Source organism: Thermotoga neapolitana DSM 4359 (genome assembly GCF_000018945.1).
Taxonomy (GTDB): domain Bacteria; phylum Thermotogota; class Thermotogae; order Thermotogales; family Thermotogaceae; genus Thermotoga; species Thermotoga neapolitana.
The window spans coordinates 1-24,561 of the sequence record NC_011978.1 but is presented as its reverse complement, the minus strand read 5'-3'; the positions used below and the strand labels follow the sequence as shown (position 1 = coordinate 24,561).

Sequence of the window (24,561 nt, the reverse complement as noted above, 5' to 3'; positions counted from 1 at the left end):
TTATTGCAGGATGCTTTTATATGGTAAGTAGAAAATACGATTTGCCCAGAGTACTACAACGACAAATCGTGCAACGATATACGTAATTATTAAAAATTCAAAGAGCTTTGTGGCTAAGAGACTATTGTAGTCACTTTTACGAAGTCTAGAACGTAGAGCTTCTGGCAACGTTGATAACAACAGTACGTCTGAAAATCTAAAGTAAGCAATTCCTCTTCCTGCTATTACTCTTGCAGTAAACATGAAGAATATGTAATATAATGTGGAAAAGCTGTAAGTCGCTAGTAAGAATTTACCAAATCTATTTTTACGATAAAAATTTTTTCCGATTATGATAAAGAGCAGATTGAAAAGTATCCTTTCACTAACTAAAAGAGGATCACGAAAGCTGTAATCAATTATCCCAAGTGTGCCCCTTTTTCCCTGATACACAACCATTTTCATTAATATGCTGGAGATTACTGGAATATTTCTATTGAGCACTAACGAGTTGTTGATGATCCAATATGATATTGAGAAAAAGACAATAAGAAACAATGAGATTACCAAAGGATTTATTTCGAAAATTCTTCTTCCCCTTTCTTCGATCATACCGTAGATAATCATAGGTATGATAAAGATAGATGCCGAATAATGGAAAAGAATTGCAAGAATCCACACTATTATAGATGCAAACGTTTTATTCTTTAATCGAAACATTAAAGAAACCATACATAAAGCTACAGCCAATGCTTGTCGTTGTCCCCCCATGTAATCTGCAAACCTGAACATGTAAATAGCCAGCAATAAAATTGTAGAGCTATATCCCCTTGGTTTCATTGTCTCAAGTGCTATTTTGTTTACGGTGTAAGTTTCTACCAGGAAAAAAGAACCTATAACGAATAAAAATGCATAATAATTGTTGAATAACAATTTCACAATAATTGCCAACAGTTTATAAAGGGGTTCAAAATAATGTTCCAACATCAATTTATATGAGGGAAGATGAAAAAATTCATAGTATGGTTCCCAATCTGTGCCTATTCTATACCTCAATGATGAAATGAAAATGAAGGTAACTGAAAAAAACAGGATAATTATCTTGGAATACCTAAAATTACTTTTCGATAGTATTAAATTCATAAAGAATAGTACCACTACAGGAAGCAGATATACCATTATTTATTCTCCTTATGAGAGAATCGCATTCATGTATTTTTCTATAACCTTAGACCATCTAAGGTTTTCATCAGCAAATTTAAACGCGTTTTCAGCTATTTCAAAATATAAGGAAGGTGACTCATAAAGTTTAACAACTGCGTTGACATAATCATCATCAGTTTCTGCGACCATAACATTTTTGAGATGTTGAAGTTTATCATCGAAGATAGCCTGAGAAGTTATAACAACGGGTATAGCGGATGATAATCCTGTCAGAAGCTTGTTTTGGATGCCACTGACTACTGTCATTGGAAGTATTATAATGTCTGTCTTGACTAGAAGCTCATGCAAATCCTCAACGTAACCAAGCAATTTTATTTTTGCATTATTCCCACATAGCCTTTTTAGTTTATTTGAAGGATTCGACCCCACTATGTACAATTCCAGATCTTTTTTGTGTTTCAGTATTTGTGGAAAGATTTTTTCGACCAGTCTGATAGCAGCTATTTCATTCGGATAATAATTTAAGGTTCCAAGAAACAACAATCTGTTGTTAAACACAAAAGCTTTGTCTCTTATCATCTGGACTCGTTTTTTCCCAACTTCTAATATTTTTTCATCTACTCCATTATAAGCTACCTGTATCTTGTTGTAATCTGATTCTTCAATTTTTTCTTTAAAAAATTGTTTTTCTTTTTCAGTTGTTATGAAGATTGTATCTGCATTCCTTATTACTTCAATTTCTTCCTTGAGAATCCTTTCCTTAACTTTTTTATACAAAATCCTTCGTAAAATCGGAATATTTTTGTCTCTCAATGCATACTCCATGTGAAGAGATACAGAATCAACAAGATCAACTATTTTTTTTTTACGTTATGAATATCCTCAAAAACTTTTGCTGAATAAAAATAATTTGCAAAAATCATGTCTATTGACTCCTCATGTATAAGATTTTTAATTGTGGCCTTGATTTTTTCATTATAAAACAAGAAGTCGTAAAACGTACCATTAAGTAAGGTGGCTCGAAAATACCCTGTCATTTTTTTCCAAGGACTCATATAAACGGGAATTATGGTCTTTGCTCCTATGTTTTTGAAATGCTTCAGCTTATTTGCTTCTTTTTCTGGAACGAACACCAACATATAAACGGAAAAATTCTGACACAATTGCTGGAATATTCTTAAAAATCTGTTTGTCAAGCCAGAGCTGATTGTAGGATCAAAAAAACGTGTAATGTAAAGCATTCTTTTCATCATTCAAATACCTCCTTACGCTATTTGTAAGGAAATACTCGTGAGTTTTACGAAGTATTATGGAAGCTTAGGAAATGTCAATATGAGTTTTGAGAATATGAATGTGGATATAGAGTAGAAATCAAAACCGAATTTTGCTTTCTTCAAATAACCGAATTATTTTGAATTTTCATCAAAAATTCTCTTGATAACAAAGGATTATCCTTAGATCCAGAAAGATGTTTCTGTTCTTCACGTACCAAAGATCGTATACTGGTGAACACAACTCCGTAGTACTCTCTGAACTTTTCCATGACCACGAGGAGCATTTTCAGGAGAATTTTTAAAACAAACGAAATCAAATTTCCTCCTTGCTATCTTCTTCACGATTTTCAACTCAAAATCCTGTGATGCTTAACCCAAAAACGCAGTAAACCAAGAATATGAAGTATTCCCAGTTTTGAAAAAGGTTTTTTCTTTGTGATTCGTTGAGCATCATGAATTATGGTAACCTTTGGATAGTACCAGACTTCATACCCTTTTCTCCATAATCTTGCACAGAATTCTGCATCTTCTGGGGCATAGAAGATCTTTTCATCAAGAAGGCCAACCTCATCAAAAACAGAACGTTTTAAGAACCAGGCAGCTGAAATGGCATAATCAACAGTTGTGATTTTTTCATTTAATACTTCTTCTATACTCTCCAACTTTTTTCTGATTCTTTCCCATCCCATTAACCGAGCAACTTTAATCCAGAAGGTTGGAAATCGCCTAGCTGATTCCTGGAACGTACCATCTGGATAGACCAGCTTGGGATGAATTATTCCTATTCTGTTTGATGGTATTTCCTGGAAAGCGTCAATTATCTTTTTTATAGTTCCTTTTGGAACCATCGTATCTGAATCAAGAATTCCAATATACTTTCCACGTGCTATGCGTATCCCTATGTTCCTCGAGAAAGTTGTACCTGTGTTTTTTCCAAGGGGAATGTATATAAAATTTGGTTCTCTGCTACGATATTCTTCCAAGATTTTCAAAGTGGAATCTTTCGAACCGTTGTCTATGATTATAACTTCGTAGGACAAACCACTTTCTTTTAAATCTTCTAAAATCGAATCTAAAAACTTCTTCACGTACTTCTCACTATTCCACGTCAAACTTATGATCGAAATATCCAAATCGCTATTATTCACTTCGCCCCTCTCCTCCACAGCACAGCCTCCAGCGTTTGAAGGATTATCCTTAGATCCAGAAAGATGTTTCTGTTCTTCACGTACCAAAGGTCGTAGCTGAGTTTCTTTTTGACTTCTTCCAGACTGGAAGAATACTTGTACATGAGCTGTGCCCAGCCGGTGATACCGGGTTTCACCTTGTGTCTCAGGTGATAGAAGGGAATCTGTTTTTCAAAGATTCGGACAAACTCCACCTGTTCCGGTCTTGGTCCTGCAACGCTCATTTCTCCTCTGAGCACGTTCACAAACTGAAGCGCCTCGTCTATTCTGAATGGTCTTATGATTCTTCCAATCTTGAGTATCCTGTCTTTTTCCTGGTCTGCGAACTTCGGTGTTTTCTCCTGCTTTTTCCTCATACTTCTGAGTTTTAGCATCGTGAATGTTTTCCCATCTTTCCCAACCCTCTTTTGCCTGAACACAACGGGCCTTCCATCTTCCAGGTATATAATTATACCAACAACGAGCATGATGGGGGAGAAGACAGCAAGGGCGATCAGAGAGACAGCGATGTCCAGGATTCTTTTTGCCGGTGAGTCATCATTCACAGCGCTGAAGCAAACCTCGTAGTACTCTCTGAACTTTTCCAGGACTTTCATGGGGATTCTCTTCAGGGTTTTTTCCACAAGGTTTGGCAGGTATTCCACACGTTCGATGTTCACCTTCTTCAGAACGTCTTCGAACTCTGGGTCTGCAAGAAGGACTCCGTCGTAATGGACGAGTTTTCTTTTCAGAACTTCAACCGTTGGGTTTATGTACTCTGCAAAGCGGTACTTTCCCGTCGTTTTTTCTTCTATTTCTTTCAGGATGGGTTCTATTTCTTCTTTTCTTCCCACGACAAGGAACGTTTTTGTGGGCTGGTTTTTGATGAAGAGTTTTCCAAGAAGGGTGTTCAGAGGAGGGATCAAAACGACAGAGACCAAAAAGTTGTAGAAGAAGTTGTATCGGGTGATGTCTTTTTCGAAGAGGGGATAGAAGAAAAGGATCAGTATGAAAGAAAAAAGAGTGCCAACAGTTGTTCTTATGATTTGTTCGTTGTAGTTTTGAACATTTTCAAGGTCGTAGAGCCTGAAGGCAAAGAAAGAAAGTGTCATACACAGCGAAAAGAGTATTCCCACGTACCAGTTAAAAAAAGGGAGGTTGAGTGCAGAAAGCACCACAAGATCGAAGACAATCAGTTGATACAAAACATTCGCCTCCCCTTAATTAAAAGTTATTCAACACAATTGTAAACATCAAGGCACTTTTTTGCGTACACCGGATCTGTTGCGTATCCCAGTTCCTGAAGGAGATGAAAATATAACCTGGGGTTCTTTCTTTCTGCCCAGGCCTTATTATAACACTCTTTTATAAGAATCAAGTAGGCGATCATACTGTTTTCTGGACTGACAAAAGTTTGAAACGTATCGCTCGTTTTCACCCCATCGAACTCTTTCGTTTCCGCTTCAACTCCTCTTTCGAGCCAGGAGAGTTTCTTTATGCCGAAGAGGTTGTTTCCCACCGTGTGTCTTCCCCAGCCAGTTTCGAGGGCGGACTGGGCAAGGAGTATCTTCGGATCCATCCCGGTGAGCTTTCCAAGAAGAAAGGCGGTTTCGCCGAATCTTTCGAGAAACTTCTCTTTCATCTTATCACCTCCAGAAAGAAAGCGGGGGAGACCCCCGCCTTCAGAGATTTTCTTCTTCGAAGTCCATCAGTTCGCAGCGTGATTTGTATTCTGTCTTCAGGATGTCGAATGGAGCATCGCTGCAACCTGGAAGGGGTATACCCTGAAGAAGATCGATCACCTTTCTGTTTATGGTGGACTTTAGATGCGCATCGAACCTTCCCTTTTCTTTTTTCCACGTTTTATAAGCGTAGGTGAAAATACAGGCTACCGTCTGGTAGAGGTCTTCGTAGGAGTGGACCTTGTATCCCCACTTCTTGAAGAAGTACCTCGTTTTCGCTTCTACCTCGGCCCTGTATCTTTCGAAGAGTTCGTTGATGTTGAGTTCTTCATCTTTCAGTTTCTTCGTATTTCTCTTAGGCATTGTTCCACACCCGAATGTTGAAGAAATCGACGATGAAGTCTATCGCGCGGTCCAGTATGTGTTCGAAGATGTCGTCGTCGAAGGGAAGGTCGATACCGAAGTCGTCGAAGAGGCTGAACACGATCTCTTTCACCTCTTCTTTTTTGGCCTCACCGTCCCCCGGTCTTTCGACCAGGGAGACGGCGAGCGGGAGGACGTCCTTCAAAATTGGAAGTATTGTCATCATGCAGACGCCCTCCCTTCGTCACTGAATGAGATCAAAAAATTCATTTGAAGAAGTCTCTACAACCACTGCCCTGTCGATCGCGTATCCTTCCAGGACCTTCGAGTCAAGGAGTGTCTGCATGGCCGACTGAACCTGTTCTGCTGTGAGGCCTTCCACGGGATCGTTGACGATGATCCTTCTTCTTTTGTTCTCAGTTTCGTTGTAAAAATCCAGATAGAGCCTCTTCATACCCCATCACCTCCTCATATGGTTTCGTACGTGACGAGTTGAGCGGAGACGTAGGTGTGGTTTGTGAGAGAATCGAGAGCGTTCACCGCGTTTGCAAGGTCCTGTGCCGTGGCGTTCGGACTCACAGAGATGGTCTGCCTTCTTGTCACTGGGTCACCGTTTTCGTCCACCTCTCCCGTTGCCCAGAGGATCCTGAGAGCCTTCTCCACAGAGAACACCTCCTGACGAATTTTTTTTTGAGGGCTGCGCAGCCCCTCCATTTATATAAGTCCTGACAGGAATGTTAACTCTTAATATGTTATTTTAAGTTAAGAAAACAATTTGATGTATTCAACATATTAGTGAATAAAAGTAGAATAGCGAACGATCTGTCTGTGCCGATTTTGTCCGTTCTGGGGTATAATCTTTTCAGAAAAGAGAGGAGGAGGGAATTCGATGAAGAAGGTTTTGTTTGTGGCATTTCTTCTGATGACGGTGCTTCTTCTTTCCTACAGCATCAGAAAGGGAGACGTTCTGAGGATCGAGGTCGTGGGGTATCCGGACCTCACAAGAGACTGCACCGTTGATATCGAGGGTGCGATCACCTTTCCCTACGTGGGGACGGGTGAAGGTGGAGGGTCTTGGCGTTGAAGAGGTGATGAAACTTCTGGAAGAAAGACTCTCTTCCAGTTTTTCTGAGCCAAAAGTTGTCGTGTCTCTCCTTCAGATCGCACCGAGGAACGTCTACATCTCAGGTGTTGTGAACAGGACCGTGGACATGGGAATGGAAGATCTCACCGTCTCAAAGCTCCTATCTCTTCTCAACAACACAGTAGATCTTTCCATGGTGGATCTTTCCTCGGTAAAGGTGGTGAGGAATGGGAAGGTATATGCGCTCGATCTTTCCTCTCTTCTGTGGGGAGAGGTACCGGAGAAAGATATTACGCTTCAAGAGAACGACCAGGTCATACTACCAGAGAAGACCTACACGGACTTTGTGAAGGTCGTTGGGGCCGTGGCAAAACCCGGAGTGTACCCCTACAGGAAGGGAATGACCCTTGTCGACCTTCTCGCGGTGGCAGGTGGGACAACGCAGGAAAGTTCTGGGAAGATCGTTGTTCTCTCAAAAGATGAAACCGTTGAGGTCTCAGAAGAGGAACTCTACCAGAAGAACGTTCCTCTGAAACCAGGTGACACGGTGCACGTTCAAAAGATGGACGAAAGGTTTGCCTACATCGTGGGAGCAGTTTCAAGGCCTGGCATGTACGCGTTTTCTAAGGAAGAGTCTCTCACACTCAAGAACCTCGTGGCGAAGGCCGGAGGACTCTCCGTCGATAAAAGGTTCATCGAGAAGGCCCTCATCACAAGAGGTGGAGAAACTCTCGAGTACGACCCGGACGTTCTGGACGAAAACGTTGAGATAGAAGTCGGCGACGTGGTCGAGATAAAGAAGTTCGAAAAGACAGAAGTCTATGTTTCCGGATACGTTTCAAGGCCCGGGGTTTACGAGATCTCCCCAAAAGAGAACGTGACCCTGGAAAAGCTCCTCTCCATGGCAGGAGGCATAAAGGGTACTCTGGAAGAGGTCGACAGCATCGTCGTGACAAGAGATGGCAGTGTGATCACACTCTCACCGAACAATCTGGATTTTTCTGTGAAGCCAGGAGACGTGGTGAACGTGAAAGAGTTCGTCCCGAAGAAGGCCTACGTACTGGGATACGTGAGAAATCCGGGGCTTTACACCTTCGGAAAGAACGAGGCGTTCACCCTGAGAAACCTCATCGCAAAGGCGGGGGGCTTCGTTGACGAAGGCCAGGTCGTGTCCGTGAAGGTGGCAGGAAAGGAGTACTCCCCGGACGAGATCGTAAAGGAAGACATCTTGCTCGAAGATGGTGTGTTCGTCTACGTGGAGAGGTATACGGACAGGTTCGTCTACATGGTGGGAGACAACGTCTCAAGGAATGGAAAGATGAGTTTCGAGAAGGAAGAACCCTTCACACTTTCGACCGCTCTTAAAAAGTACGGGATCGAGGACTTCTCTTTGATAAAGAGCCTTTCGCTTTTGAGGAATGGCAGAGAGATGACTTTCGATCCGGAAAAGATCCTCACAGAAGACGTTCCCCTCGAAAAGGGTGACACGATCCTTGTGAGAACGGTTCAGACAAAGAGGGTCTACTTCACAGGGGACGTGTACGGCTACGTTGACTTTGCAAAGGACGAGGATATCACACTGGAAAAGGCGCTCGCAAGGTTTGGAAAGGTTCAGAGAAAGTACATCGCAGGTTTGAAGGTGATCATGGATGGAAGGGTTCAGAAGTTCGATGAACTTGTGGATGTTCCGCTTGAAGACGGTGCGGTTGTTGAACTGAATCTGAAGGAGTCGATCAGGGTCTACGTGGACGGCTTTGTGAGAGCACCCCAGATGGTCGTGTTCGAGCCGGACGAAACTCCCGTGCTCGACAGGGCGATCGTGAAGGCAGGAGGTTACAGAGAAGACACACTCTTTGAGGCAGGAAACATAACTGTTCTGCGAGACGGCCACGAGATCACCGTTCCAAAAGAGCAGACAAGTTCCTTTGAACTCGAGGATGGAGATCTTGTCTTTGTGAAGTACAGAGAAAAAACCCACGTGTACGTCTTCGGTGAAGGGATCACGAACACACTCGTGACCTTCGAGGACGAAGAGACTCCCACTCTGAGGAGCGTTCTTGGAAAGGTCGGTGGTGTGAAGAGCACGGGCTCTGAGAGGATAGTCGTTGTGAAACCGGACGGCGAAAAAGAAGAGGTGGACTACGAAGAGGTGATAAAAACAGGTGGCCCCGTTCTTGAAAGCGGCAGTGTGGTCTTCGTGCCCCTTGAGACGGAGAACTTTGCCTACGTGGTCGGAGAGGTGGCACGTCCAGGAGCGTACGAGTTGAAAGGAGACGTGACGCTTCTCAAACTCATCGCACAGGCAGGTGGCCTGAGCAACTGGGCACTGAGAACGAAGGTGATCTTGAGAAGAGGAGAGAAAGAGTTCACCTACGACTTCACCAGCATCGAAGAGGTCCAGAACGTGAAGGTGGAGCCAGGAGATGTGGTGTACGTGCCACCCGTTGAGACGAACTACGTGTACGTTCTTGGAAACGTGAAAAACCCCGGCATTGTGAAGGTGGACAGGTATTCCACCGTGTTCGATGTGGTGATGAGGGCAGGAGGCTTCACAGAGAAAGCGGCAGCAAGCAGGATCTTCCTCTTCAGGGGAGGGCCGCAGGGAGAGGTGACCGTCTGTGATCTTTCTGGAGTTTTGTCTGGAAAAGGTGGTGGAGTGAACCTGAACGTTTCGCCGGGTGATGTGGTCTTCGTTCCGGACAACCCGCTCATACAGGTGACAGAGGCACTCTCCATCGTGAACACCATATTCAGCACTATAAGAAACGTCAAAGACGTGATGGGGTGGTAATATGAAAAGGAACCTTTTCCTTCTGATCCTCCTTCCGGCGCTTGTCTTTGCCGGAGGGAGCGTTTCTTTTGATCTTTCGTACGAGGGCTCTTTCAGGTGGACAGGGGAGCTGGACTGGACTCTGCCACTTTTCAGGGACTGGGCCTTCAGTTTCGAGGTCGGTGTGGGAAAGGGATACGGAATCGTTCACACCGGAATCATCGACGAACTCAAAAAGTTCGTGGAGTTCTACTACTTTCCAGAGGCGTTCGTTTCCGGAAATGTTGGGCCTTTCGAGTTGAAGGCGGGCATACTGAACGAGGAAAGAGGCCCCGGGATCGACAAACTCTTTCTGGACGACAACTCCCGCTTTTACGGTTTTCCCGGTGTTTCTTTGAAGTACAAAAAGGACAACTGGCACGTGGAATCTCTCTGGCTCAACATAAACGAGGAAAAGAGTTTCAACTACAGAACGGTTGTGTTCGATTTTGGGCAGTTGAAGATCGCCTACGAAGACGCCGTGGTCTATCTGAACGAGGTGTTCAATCCGTATTACTTCTTCGTTCCACTTCCACCGATCGCCATCCAGGAGATCTGGCTGTCTCAGGAGGGAGCACCCTGGAAAGATGAGAGCAAAAACGCAAACGCCCTCATGGGAGGATGGATCGAGTTCAACTTCGGTGCGGGAAGAGTCTATTTTGAAGCCCTGATAGACGACATGAGCCTGAACAGGCTTCTTGGAACAGGAAGTTATCTGAATCCGGACAAGGTCGCACTCCTTCTTGGAGGAGAGTACAGAACTGGTGCGTGGAAGATCTACGGGGAGGTGTCCGGTGCGAGCGCGTACACCTTTGAGAGAACACAGGAGAATCTTCCGTACGAGTACACCTATTTTGACACGGGAAAGATCGAAGAGAGGATGATCGGATACAAATACGGCGAGAACTCCTTCTCTTTGAAACTCGGTGTGAGAAGGTTCTCTGGATGGTGCACGCTCGATCTGATGTACCACTACCTCGTCTACGGAGACAGAACACCGGAGACGCCCTGGCATGGAAAGGAGATGCCACCCGACACCAAGTGGCTCATAGGAGACCTCACAAAAGAGCACACGCTGAAGGTTTCTGCAGAAAGCGATTTTGGAGAGTACGGTGGAAAGGTGGAGGTCTGGTGGAGCAGTCTTGAGGGGATTGGAGCTGGGGTTTTTTTGAGTTTCAAGATGTAGCAGGAGGGGTGAAATGATACGAAACATCGTCTTCGATCTTGGAGGAGTTCTGATCGACTGGAGGCCTTGCGAATACCTGGTGGAGTCCTTTCCAGAGGACGTGGCAAAGGTTCTGGAGAGGGAGATCTTCAAGCACGAAGACTGGAAGAAAATGGACAGGGGAACTCTTCCAGAGAACGATCTCTGGGAAAAGAAAAAGAAAGAACTTTCAGAGTACAGAGAGTACGTTGAAAAACTGGAAAGGGAGGTCCCGAAACTCTTAAAACCCATAGAGGAGAACGTGAAGTTGCTTTCTATTTTGAAGGAAAAGAACTTCAAACTGTACGTTCTTTCGAACTACGGGAAGATCTATTTCGAGATGGTGAGAAGAAGATATCGATTTTTTGACTTTTTCGATGGGATGGTGATCTCATCGCACGTTGGTTTCATAAAGCCAGAGAAAGAGATCTATCTTGAGTTGATCAGAAAGTATAAGATCACACCGAAGGAGAGTCTTTTCATAGACGACATGGAGGAGAACGTAAAAGCAGCAGAAGAACTTGGCTTCAACACGATACACCTTCCAGAGCCTTCCAGGTTGAAGGAACTCCTGTTTGAAACTCTCAAGATCGGCAGGTGAGAAGATGAGGTGGCCTGTTTTTCTCTTCGTGATGCTTTCCTGCGTTCTTTTTTCTGAGCCCCTCGTCACACAGATGAGTCCACAGTTCGTGTATGAGAGTCTTGAGAGCAAAGAAGCGCTTCCCGGTGTTCTTCCTGTGCCGTCCGGTGAGAAGGGAAATGGAATCTCTTTTCGTGTTTCACCGTTTTTCTACTCTGGAAACTTCGAAGGAAAGACGAAAACGGGCTGGTTTGTTCTGTCGGATCCACCCTGGGAAAACTTCTATCTGTACGAGAACACCCCACCGCTTTTCAGTGTCATTCTGGAAGGAAACGTGGGGGATCTTTCTTTCTACACGGAAATTCCCTTCAACAACAACTACAACTACTTCTACAAGGAGTCTTTAAACAACATTCCACCTTTGTGGAAGGAGATAGCAAGTCCCGACTCGAACTTTCCTTACACTGCTTACGGTGTCTATGATGGAGACTCCTTCTACGCTGTCATCGGAAGGTCGAAGATCAGATGGGGAAGTTCTGAGTTTCCGGTTGCGATATCGGACGTGAGTCCCTATTTCAATCACTTCACGTTTTCTACAAAAGGAAAGATCCAGTACACGTTCCATCTTGTATCGATCAACCCGGTTTTGACAGAAGATGAGTGGGAAAAGCAGAGTACTTTTGTTCCGGTCAACGCGGATCCTCTTTCTCCTTACACGGAGAAGGTGAAGACACTTGCAGCACATCGACTGGACTTTCATATCAGGGAGAATCTGAGACTCGGTGTGGGAGAGCTCACGATGATCGGTGGAAAGTACCCTGATCTTTTCGCCGTGAGTCCCTTTTCGATCTGGCACAACAACTACAACGAGGGCTACACGAACTCGATGGCATCTTTCGACTTTTCCTGGGTCCCAAAAAAAGGCTTTGAAGTTCACGGAGAGTTCGTTCTCGACGATCTTGTGGGAACAACTGAGGATGAGTCAAAACCCACCGCTTATGCGTTCAACGTGGGTGTGAGAAGAGCGCTTTCCACCGGATCTTTGAAAGGCGTGCTCGGTGTGGAGTACGCTCTGGCTACAAAATTCGTCTACAACACGTTCCTTCCCTACTTGAAGTTCAACAACAGGATCGTCTATCTCACAAATCTCCCATCTTCCAGAACGATCGTTGACTATCCTGTAGGTTTTGCCTTCGGGCCGGACGCAAAACTTTTGAACGTATCTTTTGATCTTTTCAAAGAGAACGTCAGTCTTGAAACGGATTTCTTCTACCTTGTGAAGGGGCCGAACACACTCTATACGGAATATCCGACGGCGGAGGAAGGGGAAACGAAAACCATTTTCGGGGCGAGTTTGAGGGGGAAAATCGGGCACGTGAGTTTTTCTCTTCTTTTTTCAGGTAGTGAGTTTCTGGCTGGTCTTGGGATCGAATTTGGCTTTTGAGGAGGAAGAGAAGTTTGAGATGGTTTCTTTTGATTGTGGTTTCTGCTCTTTTTCTTTCTGGATGTATGCCGGAGATCTACACACACGCGTCCACACCTTCCACAATAATCGCGGATAATGAAACCCACATCGCTGGGAGATACGCTTTTGTGGACGTTCAGGTGCTCGACGAGTACGGTCTTCCCGTCTCAGGTGAGGATGTTTCTTTCTATGTGGATGGTGCCTTCCTTGGAGAAGCAACCACCGACACAAGCGGTGTAGCAAGAATAGGTTTTTTCTCTCCATCGGAGAAAACTTACACATTCACAGCGGTGGCAGGTGGTGTGAGCAGGTCTTTTGATGTTAGTTTCACAAAACCGAAGTGGCTTTTCATCGTGTGGATGGCAGCAGACAACAATCTTTATTACTACTCCGAGGATGACCTTTCCGAGATGAGAAACGCCAGTGGAAGTGTTTCTGTGGTTGTTGTCTACGATGGTGTAGAAATTGGTGATGGAGTACTGGTGCTCGATGAAAACGGAAACTGGCAGGCTGTTGTTGGAATGGTGGGAATTGACTTCAACAGTGGATCGTACACAAATCTGGAAGCCTGGCTTGAGATGATTCTCAATCAATTCGATGCCGATCGCTACGCGCTTGTGATTTGGGATCACGGGAGTGCGTGGATCGGTGACTCATACTACATCTCAACGAAGGCTGTTGGGTTCGACGAGACTCGAGGAACGGCAATTGCTGTAGCAGACCTGAGGAAAGCACTTGAAAACGCTCTTTCTGGAGACAAACTCGACATCCTCGGGTTTGACGCGTGTCTCATGGGATCTCTTGAGGTGATATACGAACTCAGAAACACAGCAGATTATATCGTGGCATCAAGTTTCAACGAGCCAGCTGAAGGATGGGACTACTCCTTTCTTGGTGAGATAGCATCAGATAGCACTCCGCTGGACGTAGCGAGTATGATAGTTGACAGTTATAGGGAGTACTATTCCTCTTATGATTATTACCGCCAGATCGGACTGAGTCTTGCAGTGTACGACACCTCGCAGGTGGAGGTGTTTGTTTCTGATTTAAACTTGTTCATCAGTGATCTGAAAGCAGATCTGAGCAAGGTCGATGCGGTTTATTCTGATGTGGTGAAGAGTTATATTGACGATTACAATCAGACAGTTCTTGTTGATCTTGGAGATTTCATAGACAAGTGGGTTTCTTCAAGGATCACTGCTGCTCCAGATCCGAGATCTGTTGTCGTTTATTCCTACGGTGAGATATCCTACAGTGAGATGGCCAGACAGCCACTCTCTTCTCCCATCAGTATCTTCATGCCAGAGAGCATGTTGTGTTATCAGGACTATTGGGAAGACTATCAGACACTTTCCTTTCCGTATGACACTCAGTGGGACGAGTTTCTGGAATACTGGTTAAACTAAAAAGGCGGCTCAGCCGCCTTCATTTCACATACGTTGAATTGTTCTTCGTCAGGCCGTTCAGGATGAACCCGTCGATCTTTTTGAGAGAGTGAAGCATCTTGAGGTCTTCGGAGAGGGTGTGTTCCAGTCGGATCACGATGTAGACGGTGTCGCTCTTTTCTGCAATTGGGAGAAAGTCGGGTGTCCTCTTCAGGGATGGAGCGTCAACGATGATTTTGTCGTAGCGCTCTTTCAGTTCTTCGAGAACGTCAGGATTTTTCAGAAGGTCGAAAACGTCTTTTCTGTCGAAAGTGCCTTCCACTTTTTCTTCTGTAAGGAGTAATACCTTTTCTTTTTTCGAGAGCAGTTCCGCCATGTATCTCGCGATTGTACTCACTCCCGCTCCGTCTTCGAGTGCGGTGATGAAGGTAACCTTTCCTGATTTCACGGCGGGAATTCCCAGGGCTTTTTCTATCACCTCTTCGTTCTGTGTTAGTGGAACCCTTGCGACGATCTTTTCCAATCCCAGGAGGTATTCCGCCTCGCTTTCAGACTTGATCCTTCTGTCCGAGAACTCAGCGAAGAAAACAGCGAGGATTCCAAGGAATATCCCCAGAACACCTCCAATTGCGAGCGTGAGTTTTTTGTTGGGTTTGGATGGTTCAAGAGGTGGCACCGCCCAGTCTATGACGTTCGCGTTGGCGGTGATGGCGGCTTCGGAGATGAGAGACTCGTACTTTGCCTGAAGCAGTGTGGTGTAGATCGTTTCTTTCACCTTGTAGTCTCTTTCGAGTTCTATCAGTTTCTGTTCGAGTTCGGGAAGTTTTGAAAGTTCTTTTTCCATGTCCTCGTAGAGTTTCTTGAAGGCTTCGTACTGAGACTGATACAGGATTTTCTCCGACTCTGCCTTTATGAGACTGCTGAGTGCTTCCTCGTAGATGGGATTGCCAGTCTTTTTCACTTGGGAGGTGAGGAGTCTTCTGAGTTCTGTTTCGAGTTGTTTTTGTGTCTCTTGAAGTTCTGCTTTCTTCTGTATCACCGCCGGGTTTGTCTCTGTGTAGCGTTCCATGAGACCGGCGAGTTCTATCTGAAGGTTGATCAGCCTGCTTTTGAGCTGAGAGATGATGGGATCGAAGGTGATACTGTCCTTGATCTGCTCAATTTCGATGTCGAGATCTTCGAGTTCTTTTGAGAAGAACTCGGACTGTTTCTGTGCTGCCTCCATGGCGATTCTGGCTTCTTCCATTTTTTGAAGAAGAGAAGCATATCTTTCTATCAGAACCTCTGTCTGTGTTTCTACAGAGTAGATTTTGTTCTGTTCTTTGAAGACCTTGAGTTTGCTCTCTGCTTCTTTGAGTTCCTGTTCTATCTTCGGGATTTGCTCTTCGAGGAATGCCTTCTTTGCTCCAAGTTGACTTTTTGCGATGCTTTCGCTGATCTTTGTGTAGTTTTCAACGATTTTGTTTGCTATTTCTGCTGCAAGTTTGGGATCGTGCCAGGTAACCTTGACTTCCAGTATGTTCGAGTTTTTCACCGGCTCTACCGTTATGAGTTTTTCCACCATGTAACTGTAGAGGGATAGTTTCAGATCGTCTTCTGTGAGGCCGTTTTTCTTTGCCTTCTCTATGTCTTTTTCGTCGAGGAGTTTGTGAACAAGGTCGAGTTCGTCGATCACGGCCATGATGTTTCGTCTTGAGAGCATGATCTCAATTTCGTCTTCGATGGCACCTCCACCTGAACCGAAAAGACTGGAGAGTCCTCCAAGAAGGCCCTCGATCGAAAGGCCAAGACTCATTCCTTTCTGGGTTGAAACCTTCACCTTCGCGGCGGCTTCGTACCGGGGTGTCGCAAGGAAAAGATAGATCCCTGTTGCAAAGACAGTCAGAACAAGAACGAGCCAGAAGAGTTTTGATCTTCTTTTGAACATCAAAAGAATGTCAGAGAGTGTGAGTTCTCTTTCTTCCACGTTTTTCCCTCCCTGGTGTGTTCTGTATCATATTCTATCAAAAGTGATGGGAATGTCTCTTCTGTACTTTTCTGAAAATTCCAGAATCTTCTTCACCCTCTCGACTTTTTTCGGGTCCTCGTCTGAGAGGTCTTCGTTTTTTTCGAGTTTCATCAGAATGCGGTCGAGTTCCAAGTAACTCATGTTGAACGCCATCTCGTCTGTGATGCCGGGAATGAGATCGGGAGAAGGGGGTTTTTTCAGGATCTTTTCTGGAACGTTCATCTCTTTTGCGAGTTCGAAGACCTGTGTCTTGTACAGGTGCATGATGGGTTCTATGTCGACTGCCTCGTCACCCCATTTCACATAAAGGCCCGTCAGATACTCCGTTCTGTTTGTTGTTCCCACGACGGCGTATCCTCTCTTTTCTGCCTCGAAGTAGAGAAGGCACATTCTGATTCTGTGCTTTATCCTGTAGTACGCAAGACCTTTCAGGAACTCTTCAGGGCCGGTGTTTCTGAGATCGTCCAGGAAAGGGTCTTTCGAGAGTGTGTTCCACCTGTTCAGGACGTATCTTTTCACGATCGAGTTTGGAAGGAAAAACCTTGGGGGAAAGAGCCTGTAGGCGCCGATCTTTCTCAGAATGGGTGTGATCGATCTTTTCCTGTACTCGACACCGAGAGTCTCACAGAGATCTACGGCATCCTTCAATGAATCTTTCGAGGAGTCCCTTTCAGGAAGGATGAGCGCAAAGACCCTGTCTTTTCCCAGTGCCTGAACACACAGCGAGAGAACGACGGCGGAATCCACCCCACCACTCACACCAACGACGGCTCCTCTGTAGTTGTACTCTTCTATCTTTTCTCTTATGAAACTGATGAGACTTTCTTTCATTGTGGTCACCCTCTGGGATTTTAACATGTAGAATATGTGAATAGAGGAGGGGGATTTACATGACGGTTTTGATCATCGTAATTCTCATCATCGTTGTTTTTATCCTGACAAGAAACCTTCTGAAAATGTCACGCGAGATCCAGGAACTCAGGGGAAAAATTGAGAGCAATGCTATGAAAATGTTTGAAGAGTGGAAGAAGAGCGAGTGGGAACTCCAGAGAAGAGTTCTTGAGGCAAATTTGAAAAGAGAATACGAAGTGAAATTTCAGGAGTGGAAGATGGAAGAGGAGAAAAGGATCAGAGAGGATGCCATCAACAAAAGCAAAAGTGTGATAATGGGTCAGGTTACAGAGCACCTGATACCTTTCTTCCCAGAATTCAGATACAATCCAAAAGATGCAAGATTTATAGGAACTCCAGTGGATTTTGTGGTCTTCGATGGTTTGAGTGAAGGAAACTTGAGAAGAATAGTGTTTGTTGAGGTCAAGACGGGAAAAACGGGAAATCTGAACACCAGAGAAAGACAGGTAAGGGACGTGGTGGAAAAAAGAGAGGTTTACTGGGAGAAACTGCACTATCGTGGAGAGTGATTCCATGTTCATCGGCTTTGGATACGACAGACATCCGCTCGTTGAGGGAAGAAGGCTGGTCCTTGCCGGGGTGGAGATAGACGCACCCCTTGGAAGTCTTGGACATTCCGACGGAGATGTTCTCTCACATGCGATCATAGATGCCCTTCTGGGGGCAGGGTGTCTTGGCGACATAGGAACGTGGTTTCCGGAGACGAAGGAGTACAAGGACGCAAACAGTCTGGACCTTTTGAAAGAAACGGTGAAGATACTGGAGGAGAGAGGATTCAGTGTGGTCAACGTGGACGCAACGGTTGTGGCCTCCATCGTGAAACTCTCCCCCTACAGAGAAAAGATCTTGGAAAACCTCAAAAGTGCACTTGAAACATCCCGTGTGAACGTGAAGTTCAAGAGCGGAAACACGCTGGGGTTTGAGGGAGAAGAAAGGGGAATCTCCGCATATGCGGTGTGTCTTGTGGAGGAGAAAAAATGTACGAAGAGTATATAAGGGCCTGGGTAGAGAGAAAAAAGAAGGAAGAAGAAAAGATGAAATTGATGGCTCAGAAGGCTCTTGAAGAGGCAAGGAAGGTCACCAGGGTACTGAGAGAAAAGTACGGTGCAAAAAGGGTGGTTCTTTTTGGCTCTCTTGCGAAGTACTTAAGAGGGGCAGGAGAGTTCACTGAGCGATCCGATATCGATCTTGCGGTGGAAGGCCTTCCGAAAGAGGAGTACTTCAGGGTGCTCTCTGAGATCAACAGGCTCTCTGAGTTCGAGGTAGATCTGATCGATCTTGAAGGATGTCCTGCGTTCCTCAGGAACCTGATCGAGAGGGAGGGAATGGAGATTGAAGAGGGAACAGATTCTCTCACTGATAGCGGAGATAGATAGATGCCCTTGATGTGGTTGTGAAAGAGATGAAAGAGTAAAGCAGAGAATTTTCCAATAAAGAGCCAGACCGTTTCATCTTGAGGGCGCTCGGAAGTCTCCTTCGAACTGATATCTTATGAGATGAACGGAGCGAGGTTACTGAACAAAATGTCGCTTGAGATCCCGAGGGTTCGTCCCGCTGTGATTTCAAAAAAACTCAGGGAAACTCTTGATGAATATCTGAGATTCAGACATGTTTTCAGGAACGTGTACGGTTATCTTCTGGAATGGGCGAGGATGAAACCTCTTCTGGAAAGAGCGTGGACTGTTTACGAACGTTTCAGAGAAGAAATAGGCGAATTCAAAGATTTTCTTAAAGAGCTTGCAGAAAAAATGTGAATCAAGGTGTCCTTCCTGTAGGGGCTCTTCTCCCATCGAGCACGTCCTGTGCGATCTTCAAAAGCCACTCTTCGTTGGAAAAAACGAGCACTCCACCACCCCATGGATCGTTCACACTGATTCTTCCCGTGTTTCTATCCAGAAGGACTACGGAGCTTTCCAGAACTTCCCTTCTGAGATCTTCGTAGTCTATCTCCTTTCCATAGGCCCAGGAGAATCTTACTGGCCTTCCCACGAGCACGTTTCCCTTCGTGTCCATAACGAACGTTGTGGTGTAGCCGAGTTTTTTCAGGTACTCGTACTTTTCCATATCTTCCACCATCACAGGGTAGGTGGCCTTTCTCGTGATGAGAGCGGTGACAACCTGATCATTGACGGGGCCTGTTGCGTTGAAGACAGGAACGACACCGGCGATGGAGAGCCCCTCTGCAAGGAGAGAGAGAACCTGTGCGGTGATGTATGGGGAGGAGGAAACTTTCAGGAGGGGATCAGGGTCTGTTCTTCTCAGAACGTCGAAACTGCCAAATACGTAGTAAGAGACTCCCCTTTCTTTCAGGATCTTTCCCACGGCGATTCCTACATCCCTCGAGAGGTTCAGGTTTCCAGAACTTCCAAGACATAGAAGGGAAACATCCTTCAGTATGCTCTGAAGGGGAACGTTCACCGCCACAGAAGTACTGGTGCTCTCCGGTATCTCACTCATCAAGACAATCTGTGGAAATGCGCTCAAGAACATAAGACACACCAGAATCGTTGTTAGTGAGCGTGACAACGTCCGCCGCCTCCTTCACCTTGTCGATGGCGTTTCCCATGGCCACGCGAAGCCCCGCTTCCTCGAACATGAACAGGTCGTTCTCGTTGTCACCGAAGACGACGATCTCTTCCTTTTTCCAGTTCATCCTCCCTCTCAAAAACTTCAGTGCCTTTCCTTTGTCCACGTTCTTCGGAACGATTTCAAGGTAAGTAGGGAAGGACTTGAAGACCTTCACCACATCTTTGAACCTTTCAGAGAGAATCTCTTTCAACTCGTCGAGTCTTTCCGGGGTATCGATGAGAAGAAGTTTCGTCGTTCCCATCTTTGAGACGAGTTCAGAAAGGTTCGGTTCAACGCGGTAGTCCACGTTCGAGTGTCTTGCGTAGCTTTTTATCTCTTCGTTGTCCTTTTCGGAGTAGAGCACATCGTCAATGTAAGCCTGCCAGTGAACGTTGAGCGGTTTTATGTATTCTATGATGTCTTTTGCTACCTCAGGCGGGATCTTTTCGTTCAGGACGACGCCTTCTTCTGGAAGGTACACCATCGCACCGTTGTAAGCGATCGTGGGAAAGGTTCTTTTGAAGTACCTTTTCTCCACGTTCAGTGTGGAAACGAGCATTCTTCCGCTTGCAAAAACGACGTGGCAATTTCTCGAGAGCCTTTCGATCACTTTTCTGTCCTTTTCCGAGATCTCCAGGCTGTCGTTCAGGAGCGTTCCGTCCAGGTCAAAAACGAACACCCTGTACAAAGTATCCCCTCCAGATCCTGTTGAACTCTTCCTCGAAAGATTCTACGTACTCTCTGTTACTCGTTTCGAACATCACTTCCACATTTCTGTGAAACCCGCTCTCTGTGAAGTTGGCAGAACCCGTGATCAGAGTTTTTCCATCGACGACAAGAAACTTGTGGTGCATCAAGGGTTCTCTCACCTCGAGGACGTGGAAGGTCTCAAGGGGAAGTTCCCTGAGCCTTGAAGACTCGAACCACTCGTCCGTGATGATGTACACCTCCACACCCTGCGAGGAGAGGAATTTCAGCGTGGCAAAGACGTCTTCATCTGTGAAAGCGTAGCTGCAGAGAAGAACGTACCTTTTCGCTTTCCAGAGCGAATCCAAGACGATCTCTTCGACATCCACCGCGGGGATCAAAAAGAACTCACCTTCTTCAGTCTTGAGCCGAACCTGTGGCCTTTTCCCGTGAACGAGCCAGTCATAAATTCCCTCGAAAAAGTCCGCTATCTCTTTGGAGTGAAAGACGATGAGGTTGTTCAGATGTTCTTCTAAGCTGGAGCGGTTGAAGTTCGCAGAGCCGAAGATCACCGTTTCGTGGTCGAGGACGATGAACTTCGAGTGAAGAAGCCCATCTGAGATGTGAACGAAGGCACCTTCTACGGGAACTTCTGTGGCCATGCTGCACTCTTTCAGGCCAAGATAATCAGGGTCGATCGAGTAGGCGACCACCGTCACATCGCTTGCAGACTCCAGGTGTGAGATGACAAGAAAAGAAAGGTCATCCACCATGCTGAAGTAGACCTGTGAAAGAAGAACTTCACTCAGAAGAAGAAACGGGAGAAGGAGTCTTTTCAACCCAGACCACCTTTCCGTAGAGGGGCCCTGCAGTGATCTTTTCCACTTTCACGTCCGCAAAGCGCCCTATCATCCAATCTTCACCTTCGAAGGCGATGATCTTGTTCCTGATGTCGCGGCCGTAGAAGAGGCCGTTCTTTGCCTGCGCTTCGACGATGATACGCACCGTCTTTCCTCTGTATCGCTCGTTGAGTTTTCTGTTGATCCTCTTCTGGAGGTTCATGAGAAACTGCATACGTCTCACCTTTTCTTCGTAGGGCACGTCGTCTTTGTAGTACTTCCAGGCTACAGTTCCCTCACGTGGAGAGTAAATGGCAAGGTTCAGACGCTCGAACTGTGCCTTCTCTACAAGGTCCACCGTCTCCATGAAGTCCTCTTCCGTTTCCGTGGGAAAGCCCACGATGATGTCACTGCTTATTGCAACCTCTGGCACCTTCGATCTGATCTTCTCGAGGAGGGCAAGGTACTCTTCCTTCGTGTACCTTCTGTTCATGAGTTTCAAAATTCTGTTGCTTCCGGACTGAACGGGAAGGTGAACGGACTTTGCCACTTTCGGGTTTTTTGCTATCACCTCTATGAGTTCATCGGAAAAGTCCGTTGGATAGGAGGTGAGAAACCAGATTCGCTCTATTCCCTCGATCTTCGAGGCTTCCTCGAGGAGTTTTGCAAGAGAGGAGCCATCCTTCAGGTCCTTTCCGTAGGCGTCCACGTTCTGGCCGAGGAAGGTAACCTCACGGTAGCCCTGCTCTGCGAGTTTTTTCACCTCTTCCAGGATGTCCGCCATCGGTCTGCTTCTTTCCCTTCCCCGGGTGTAGGGGACGATGCAATAGGTACAGAACCTGTCACAGCCGTGGATGATCGTGACCCATGCGTGGTGCCTGCTCGTTCTTATCCTTGGAAGTTCGTGTGTGTACTCGTCCAGGTGGTCTTCAAAGAGCGCCACCTTTTCTCCTTCGAGTGCTTTTTTGACGGCCTCTGTCACCCTCGGAACGGCACGGGTTCCAAGGACGAAGTCGGCTCCTCTCTCCAGGAGTTTCTCTCTTTCCTTTTCGGCGACACAACCCGCAACTCCCACAACGAGCTTTCTTTTCCTTTTGATCTTCAGCATCTGACCGAGCTCGCTGTAGGCCTTCTCCTCAGACTTTCTTCTCACTGCACAGGTGTTTATGATGACCACATCCGCCTCTTCGGGAGCCGAGGCGGGGGTGAACCCTTCCTTCATTAGAAGACCGGCCATCGTTTCCGAGTCGTTCTCGTTCATCTGACAGCCGAAGGTCTTGATGTAAAATCTCATGTTCGACCTCCCAGTTCGTTCAGGCTAATTAGATTATACCAGAAAGGAAAAACCCCGCCGAAGCGGGGCTGTTCACATCAGTCCGAGTTCTTTCTTCACGAAATTCGGGAGGGCAAAGGAGGCAACGTGGACTTCTTCGTTGTAGTACTTCAGTTCTTTGTTGAACTTTCTCACCTTTTCCGGGTCGAAGTCTTTTATCGGGTCTATTCCCTTGGAGGCGAAGGTGTAGGACCACATGCCGGAGGGATAGGTGGTCATGAAACCAAGGTAAACCTTCGTGATAGGAAAGACCTTGCTGATCCTCTTGTAGGCGAGTTTGAACCATCCAATGTCGTAGAACGGATCCTCCGTTTCTGCAGAGAAGACTCCGTCTTCCTTCAATGCGTCGTAGCAGGCCTGGTAGAACTCCTCGGTGAAGAGGTGCCCGCCCTGACCCGCCGTCGGGTCCGTGGAGTCTATGATGATGACGTCGAACTCGTTTTTGAACTTCCTCACGTATTCGGCACCGTTCGCTATCACGATCTCCGCTCTGGGATCGTCGAAACCACAGGAGGTCTGTTTCAGATATTTCCTCGCCGCTTCTATGACGAGGCCATCGACCTCACAGAGAATCGCCTTTTCCACACTATCGTGCTTTAAGACTTCTCTGAGTGTTCCTCCGTCTCCTCCACCGATGATGAGCACCTTCTTCGGGTTGGGATGAAGGAACATGGGAACGTGTGCGAGCATCTCGTGGTACATGAACTCGTCTTTCTCTGTTGTCATCGTGATGCCATCGAGTGCGAAGACTACACCGAGATCGGGGTTTTCAAAGATGTCGATCCTCTGTATGTCGCTCTGTCCTGAGTAAATCACGCGGTTCATCTTCATGAAAAGCCCCACGTTGTTTCCCGTGTAGTATTCGAAGTACCAGAGGTGCTGTCTTGGCTGAAGTTCTCTTTCCAGTTCTTTCAATTCACACACCTCCTCAAACGGTGACTTTGTGCGGCGAGTCCTCCGGGATTCCTATCTCGTCGTACCTGCCTCTTTCGTGTTCCACAACGTGTACCCTCTTTGCCTTGAGGACTTTTTTCAGATGGTCAAACGCCTTCCATGGGTCCACGTCCTCTCCGCAGGTGAACAGATCGATCGCAGCATAGCCGTACTCTGGCCAGGTGTGAATGGTTAGGTGGGATTCGGAAATCACCACCACACCACTCACCCCGTAGGGGAGGAACCTGTGAAACGTTGATGTGACTATTGTCGCTCCACTTTCGTAGGCTGCCTGTTTCATCTCCTGCTCAATGAGTTGCACGTTGTCGAGAATCTCCTTGTCACATTCGTAAAACTCCGCCACCAGGTGCCTTCCCAGGCTTTTCATGTGAATCCCTCCCCTCTGAAGATTTTCAGTCAATCATGATCCAGAGTAACACCGCCTTCTTCTTACCCGGATTCTTCACGTAGTGTTTCTTGTCCGCCCTGTAGTAGAAGCAGTCTCCTTCCTTCAACCTGTACCTTTTGCCGTCGAGATAGAGATCGATCTTTCCCTGAATCACAAAACCAAACTCCGACCCTTCGTGATAAGATTCTTCCTCTGTCTGAGCACCGGGCTCGAGCGTTACCAGTATTGGATCTATCTCCTTGTCCTCCACACCACTCATCAAAATCTCGCTCTTCACACCCTCAGGCTCGTCGTAGACCGGAACTCTTTCCTCTTTTTTAAACACAACCCTTTCCTCTTCGAAGTCGGAAAAGAAGTGTTTCAGATCGGTTCCCAGTGCCTCGAGGATTCTCTCGAGTGTGTCTATGGAGGGTGATGTTTTGTCCGACTCAAGTTGTGATATGAAACTCCTTGAAAGATCCGTTCGTTCTGCGAGTTCCTCCTGAGTGAGTCCCCTCGAGAGCCTGAGTTTTTTGAGTTTTTCACCGATCCTCACAAAATTCCCAGCCCCTTTGACCACTATAGTTGACAAATTTGTTCAGTATCACAGACATTATTATACACACCCCCTCCTCGCTGTCAAGGTTAATTTTGTGTTACTTTTATTACAAACAAATTACTTTGAAAGACAATTAGTGTATAATTTAGTTACGTGATATCCAAAAATTTTTTATGAGT

General features: G+C 46.1%; 29 protein-coding genes. 10 read left to right on the top strand and 19 right to left on the bottom strand.

Going from position 1 to position 24,561, the window contains the following annotated elements:
* The 10 genes from CTN_RS00145 to CTN_RS00095 all read right to left on the bottom strand — a co-directional run bounded on the left by CTN_RS00145 (position 1) and on the right by CTN_RS00095 (position 6,291).
* The gene (locus tag CTN_RS00145; RefSeq protein ID WP_012644918.1) at positions 1-1,158 is read right to left on the bottom strand and encodes an EpsG family protein; all 1,158 of its coding nucleotides are present in this window, start codon (positions 1,156-1,158) and stop codon (positions 1-3) included.
* A gap of 12 nt (positions 1,159-1,170) precedes the next feature.
* Positions 1,171-1,968: a glycosyltransferase family 4 protein gene (locus tag CTN_RS00140; RefSeq protein WP_012644917.1), complete on the bottom strand. Its 798-nt coding sequence runs from the start codon at positions 1,966-1,968 to the stop codon at positions 1,171-1,173.
* 29 nt (positions 1,969-1,997) lie between these two features.
* Positions 1,998-2,396, bottom strand: coding sequence for a hypothetical protein (locus CTN_RS00135; protein WP_038068201.1), 399 nt, complete (start codon positions 2,394-2,396; stop codon positions 1,998-2,000).
* Between the two features lie 368 nt (positions 2,397-2,764).
* Entirely contained in the window at positions 2,765-3,583 is an 819-nt protein-coding gene (locus CTN_RS00125; RefSeq protein WP_196776456.1) for a glycosyltransferase family 2 protein, read from the bottom strand.
* Positions 3,562-4,788, bottom strand: coding sequence for a sugar transferase (locus tag CTN_RS00120; protein WP_012644914.1), 1,227 nt, complete (start codon positions 4,786-4,788; stop codon positions 3,562-3,564). Before CTN_RS00120 ends, CTN_RS00125 begins: the two co-directional genes overlap by 22 nt.
* A gap of 26 nt (positions 4,789-4,814) precedes the next feature.
* Entirely contained in the window at positions 4,815-5,225 is a 411-nt protein-coding gene (locus tag CTN_RS00115) for a glycoside hydrolase family 73 protein (protein ID WP_012644913.1), read from the bottom strand.
* Between the two features lie 40 nt (positions 5,226-5,265).
* Positions 5,266-5,628 carry a sigma factor gene (locus CTN_RS00110; RefSeq protein ID WP_038068199.1) on the bottom strand — a complete coding sequence of 121 codons (363 nt, stop codon included), beginning with the start codon at positions 5,626-5,628 and terminating at the stop codon, positions 5,266-5,268.
* Positions 5,621-5,854, bottom strand: coding sequence for a hypothetical protein (locus tag CTN_RS00105; RefSeq protein ID WP_012644911.1), 234 nt, complete (start codon positions 5,852-5,854; stop codon positions 5,621-5,623). The genes CTN_RS00110 and CTN_RS00105 overlap by 8 nt, the downstream gene beginning before the upstream one ends.
* Before the next feature lie 18 nt (positions 5,855-5,872).
* Positions 5,873-6,082: a DUF2922 domain-containing protein gene (locus tag CTN_RS00100; RefSeq protein WP_012644910.1), complete on the bottom strand. Its 210-nt coding sequence runs from the start codon at positions 6,080-6,082 to the stop codon at positions 5,873-5,875.
* Between the two features lie 14 nt (positions 6,083-6,096).
* Positions 6,097-6,291, bottom strand: coding sequence for a DUF1659 domain-containing protein (locus CTN_RS00095; RefSeq protein WP_038068197.1), 195 nt, complete (start codon positions 6,289-6,291; stop codon positions 6,097-6,099).
* Between the two features lie 226 nt (positions 6,292-6,517).
* Here CTN_RS00095 and CTN_RS10015 point away from each other — a divergent pair, with 226 nt between their 5' ends.
* Genes CTN_RS10015 through CTN_RS00070 form a run of 6 tightly spaced genes read left to right on the top strand, consistent with a single transcriptional unit; the run spans position 6,518 to position 14,176 of the window.
* Positions 6,518-6,712, top strand: coding sequence for a polysaccharide biosynthesis/export family protein (locus CTN_RS10015; protein ID WP_012644908.1), 195 nt, complete (start codon positions 6,518-6,520; stop codon positions 6,710-6,712).
* Positions 6,687-9,503, top strand: coding sequence for an SLBB domain-containing protein (locus tag CTN_RS00090; protein ID WP_244857350.1), 2,817 nt, complete (start codon positions 6,687-6,689; stop codon positions 9,501-9,503). Before CTN_RS10015 ends, CTN_RS00090 begins: the two co-directional genes overlap by 26 nt.
* A gap of 1 nt (position 9,504) precedes the next feature.
* Entirely contained in the window at positions 9,505-10,707 is a 1,203-nt protein-coding gene (locus tag CTN_RS00085; protein ID WP_012644906.1) for a hypothetical protein, read from the top strand.
* 13 nt (positions 10,708-10,720) lie between these two features.
* Positions 10,721-11,326 carry an HAD family hydrolase gene (locus tag CTN_RS00080; protein ID WP_004081157.1) on the top strand — a complete coding sequence of 202 codons (606 nt, stop codon included), beginning with the start codon at positions 10,721-10,723 and terminating at the stop codon, positions 11,324-11,326.
* A 4-nt stretch (positions 11,327-11,330) separates the two neighbouring features.
* Positions 11,331-12,749, top strand: coding sequence for a hypothetical protein (locus CTN_RS09910; RefSeq protein ID WP_038068239.1), 1,419 nt, complete (start codon positions 11,331-11,333; stop codon positions 12,747-12,749).
* A 14-nt stretch (positions 12,750-12,763) separates the two neighbouring features.
* The gene (locus CTN_RS00070) at positions 12,764-14,176 is read left to right on the top strand and encodes a clostripain-related cysteine peptidase (protein ID WP_038068194.1); all 1,413 of its coding nucleotides are present in this window, start codon (positions 12,764-12,766) and stop codon (positions 14,174-14,176) included.
* A gap of 19 nt (positions 14,177-14,195) precedes the next feature.
* Here CTN_RS00070 and CTN_RS00065 read toward each other — a convergent pair whose 3' ends face one another.
* Both CTN_RS00065 and nadE read right to left on the bottom strand, forming a co-directional pair.
* Entirely contained in the window at positions 14,196-16,121 is a 1,926-nt protein-coding gene (locus tag CTN_RS00065) for an exopolysaccharide transport family protein (RefSeq protein ID WP_012644903.1), read from the bottom strand.
* A 27-nt stretch (positions 16,122-16,148) separates the two neighbouring features.
* Positions 16,149-16,994, bottom strand: a complete 846-nt coding sequence (gene nadE / locus CTN_RS00060) for an NAD(+) synthase (RefSeq protein ID WP_038068191.1) — start codon at positions 16,992-16,994, stop codon at positions 16,149-16,151.
* 59 nt (positions 16,995-17,053) lie between these two features.
* On the opposite strand from nadE, the gene CTN_RS00055 reads away from it, so the two are divergent.
* The 4 genes from CTN_RS00055 (at position 17,054) to CTN_RS00040 (ending at position 18,829) form a co-directional block, all read left to right on the top strand.
* Positions 17,054-17,584, top strand: a complete 531-nt coding sequence (locus CTN_RS00055) for a Holliday junction resolvase-like protein (protein WP_004081152.1) — start codon at positions 17,054-17,056, stop codon at positions 17,582-17,584.
* A 4-nt stretch (positions 17,585-17,588) separates the two neighbouring features.
* Entirely contained in the window at positions 17,589-18,071 is a 483-nt protein-coding gene (gene ispF, locus CTN_RS00050; RefSeq protein ID WP_038068186.1) for a 2-C-methyl-D-erythritol 2,4-cyclodiphosphate synthase, read from the top strand.
* Positions 18,053-18,451: a nucleotidyltransferase family protein gene (locus tag CTN_RS00045; RefSeq protein ID WP_012644900.1), complete on the top strand. Its 399-nt coding sequence runs from the start codon at positions 18,053-18,055 to the stop codon at positions 18,449-18,451. The genes ispF and CTN_RS00045 overlap by 19 nt, the downstream gene beginning before the upstream one ends.
* Positions 18,452-18,571: 120 nt before the next feature.
* Positions 18,572-18,829, top strand: coding sequence for a ribonuclease toxin HepT-like protein (locus tag CTN_RS00040; RefSeq protein ID WP_012644899.1), 258 nt, complete (start codon positions 18,572-18,574; stop codon positions 18,827-18,829).
* A gap of 1 nt (position 18,830) precedes the next feature.
* Here CTN_RS00040 and CTN_RS00035 read toward each other — a convergent pair whose 3' ends face one another.
* From CTN_RS00035 to CTN_RS00005, 7 genes are all read right to left on the bottom strand, one after another.
* On the bottom strand, positions 18,831-19,565 hold the full coding sequence (locus tag CTN_RS00035; protein ID WP_174872575.1) for a hypothetical protein: 735 nt from the start codon (positions 19,563-19,565) through the stop codon (positions 18,831-18,833).
* On the bottom strand, positions 19,525-20,331 hold the full coding sequence (locus CTN_RS00030; RefSeq protein ID WP_012644897.1) for a Cof-type HAD-IIB family hydrolase: 807 nt from the start codon (positions 20,329-20,331) through the stop codon (positions 19,525-19,527). The genes CTN_RS00035 and CTN_RS00030 overlap by 41 nt, the downstream gene beginning before the upstream one ends.
* Positions 20,309-21,169 carry a phospholipase D-like domain-containing protein gene (locus CTN_RS00025; RefSeq protein WP_038068180.1) on the bottom strand — a complete coding sequence of 287 codons (861 nt, stop codon included), beginning with the start codon at positions 21,167-21,169 and terminating at the stop codon, positions 20,309-20,311. The genes CTN_RS00030 and CTN_RS00025 overlap by 23 nt, the downstream gene beginning before the upstream one ends.
* Entirely contained in the window at positions 21,132-22,463 is a 1,332-nt protein-coding gene (miaB, locus tag CTN_RS00020; RefSeq protein ID WP_012644895.1) for a tRNA (N6-isopentenyl adenosine(37)-C2)-methylthiotransferase MiaB, read from the bottom strand. Before miaB ends, CTN_RS00025 begins: the two co-directional genes overlap by 38 nt.
* A 72-nt stretch (positions 22,464-22,535) precedes the next feature.
* Entirely contained in the window at positions 22,536-23,417 is an 882-nt protein-coding gene (speE, locus tag CTN_RS00015) for a polyamine aminopropyltransferase (RefSeq protein WP_038068177.1), read from the bottom strand.
* Positions 23,418-23,430: 13 nt separating this feature from the next.
* Complete coding sequence (speD, locus tag CTN_RS00010; protein WP_038068175.1) at positions 23,431-23,823, bottom strand: adenosylmethionine decarboxylase; 393 nt, start codon at positions 23,821-23,823, stop codon at positions 23,431-23,433.
* 25 nt (positions 23,824-23,848) lie between these two features.
* On the bottom strand, positions 23,849-24,379 hold the full coding sequence (locus CTN_RS00005) for a cupin domain-containing protein (protein ID WP_038068235.1): 531 nt from the start codon (positions 24,377-24,379) through the stop codon (positions 23,849-23,851).
* Between the last annotated feature and the right edge of the window lie 182 nt (positions 24,380-24,561).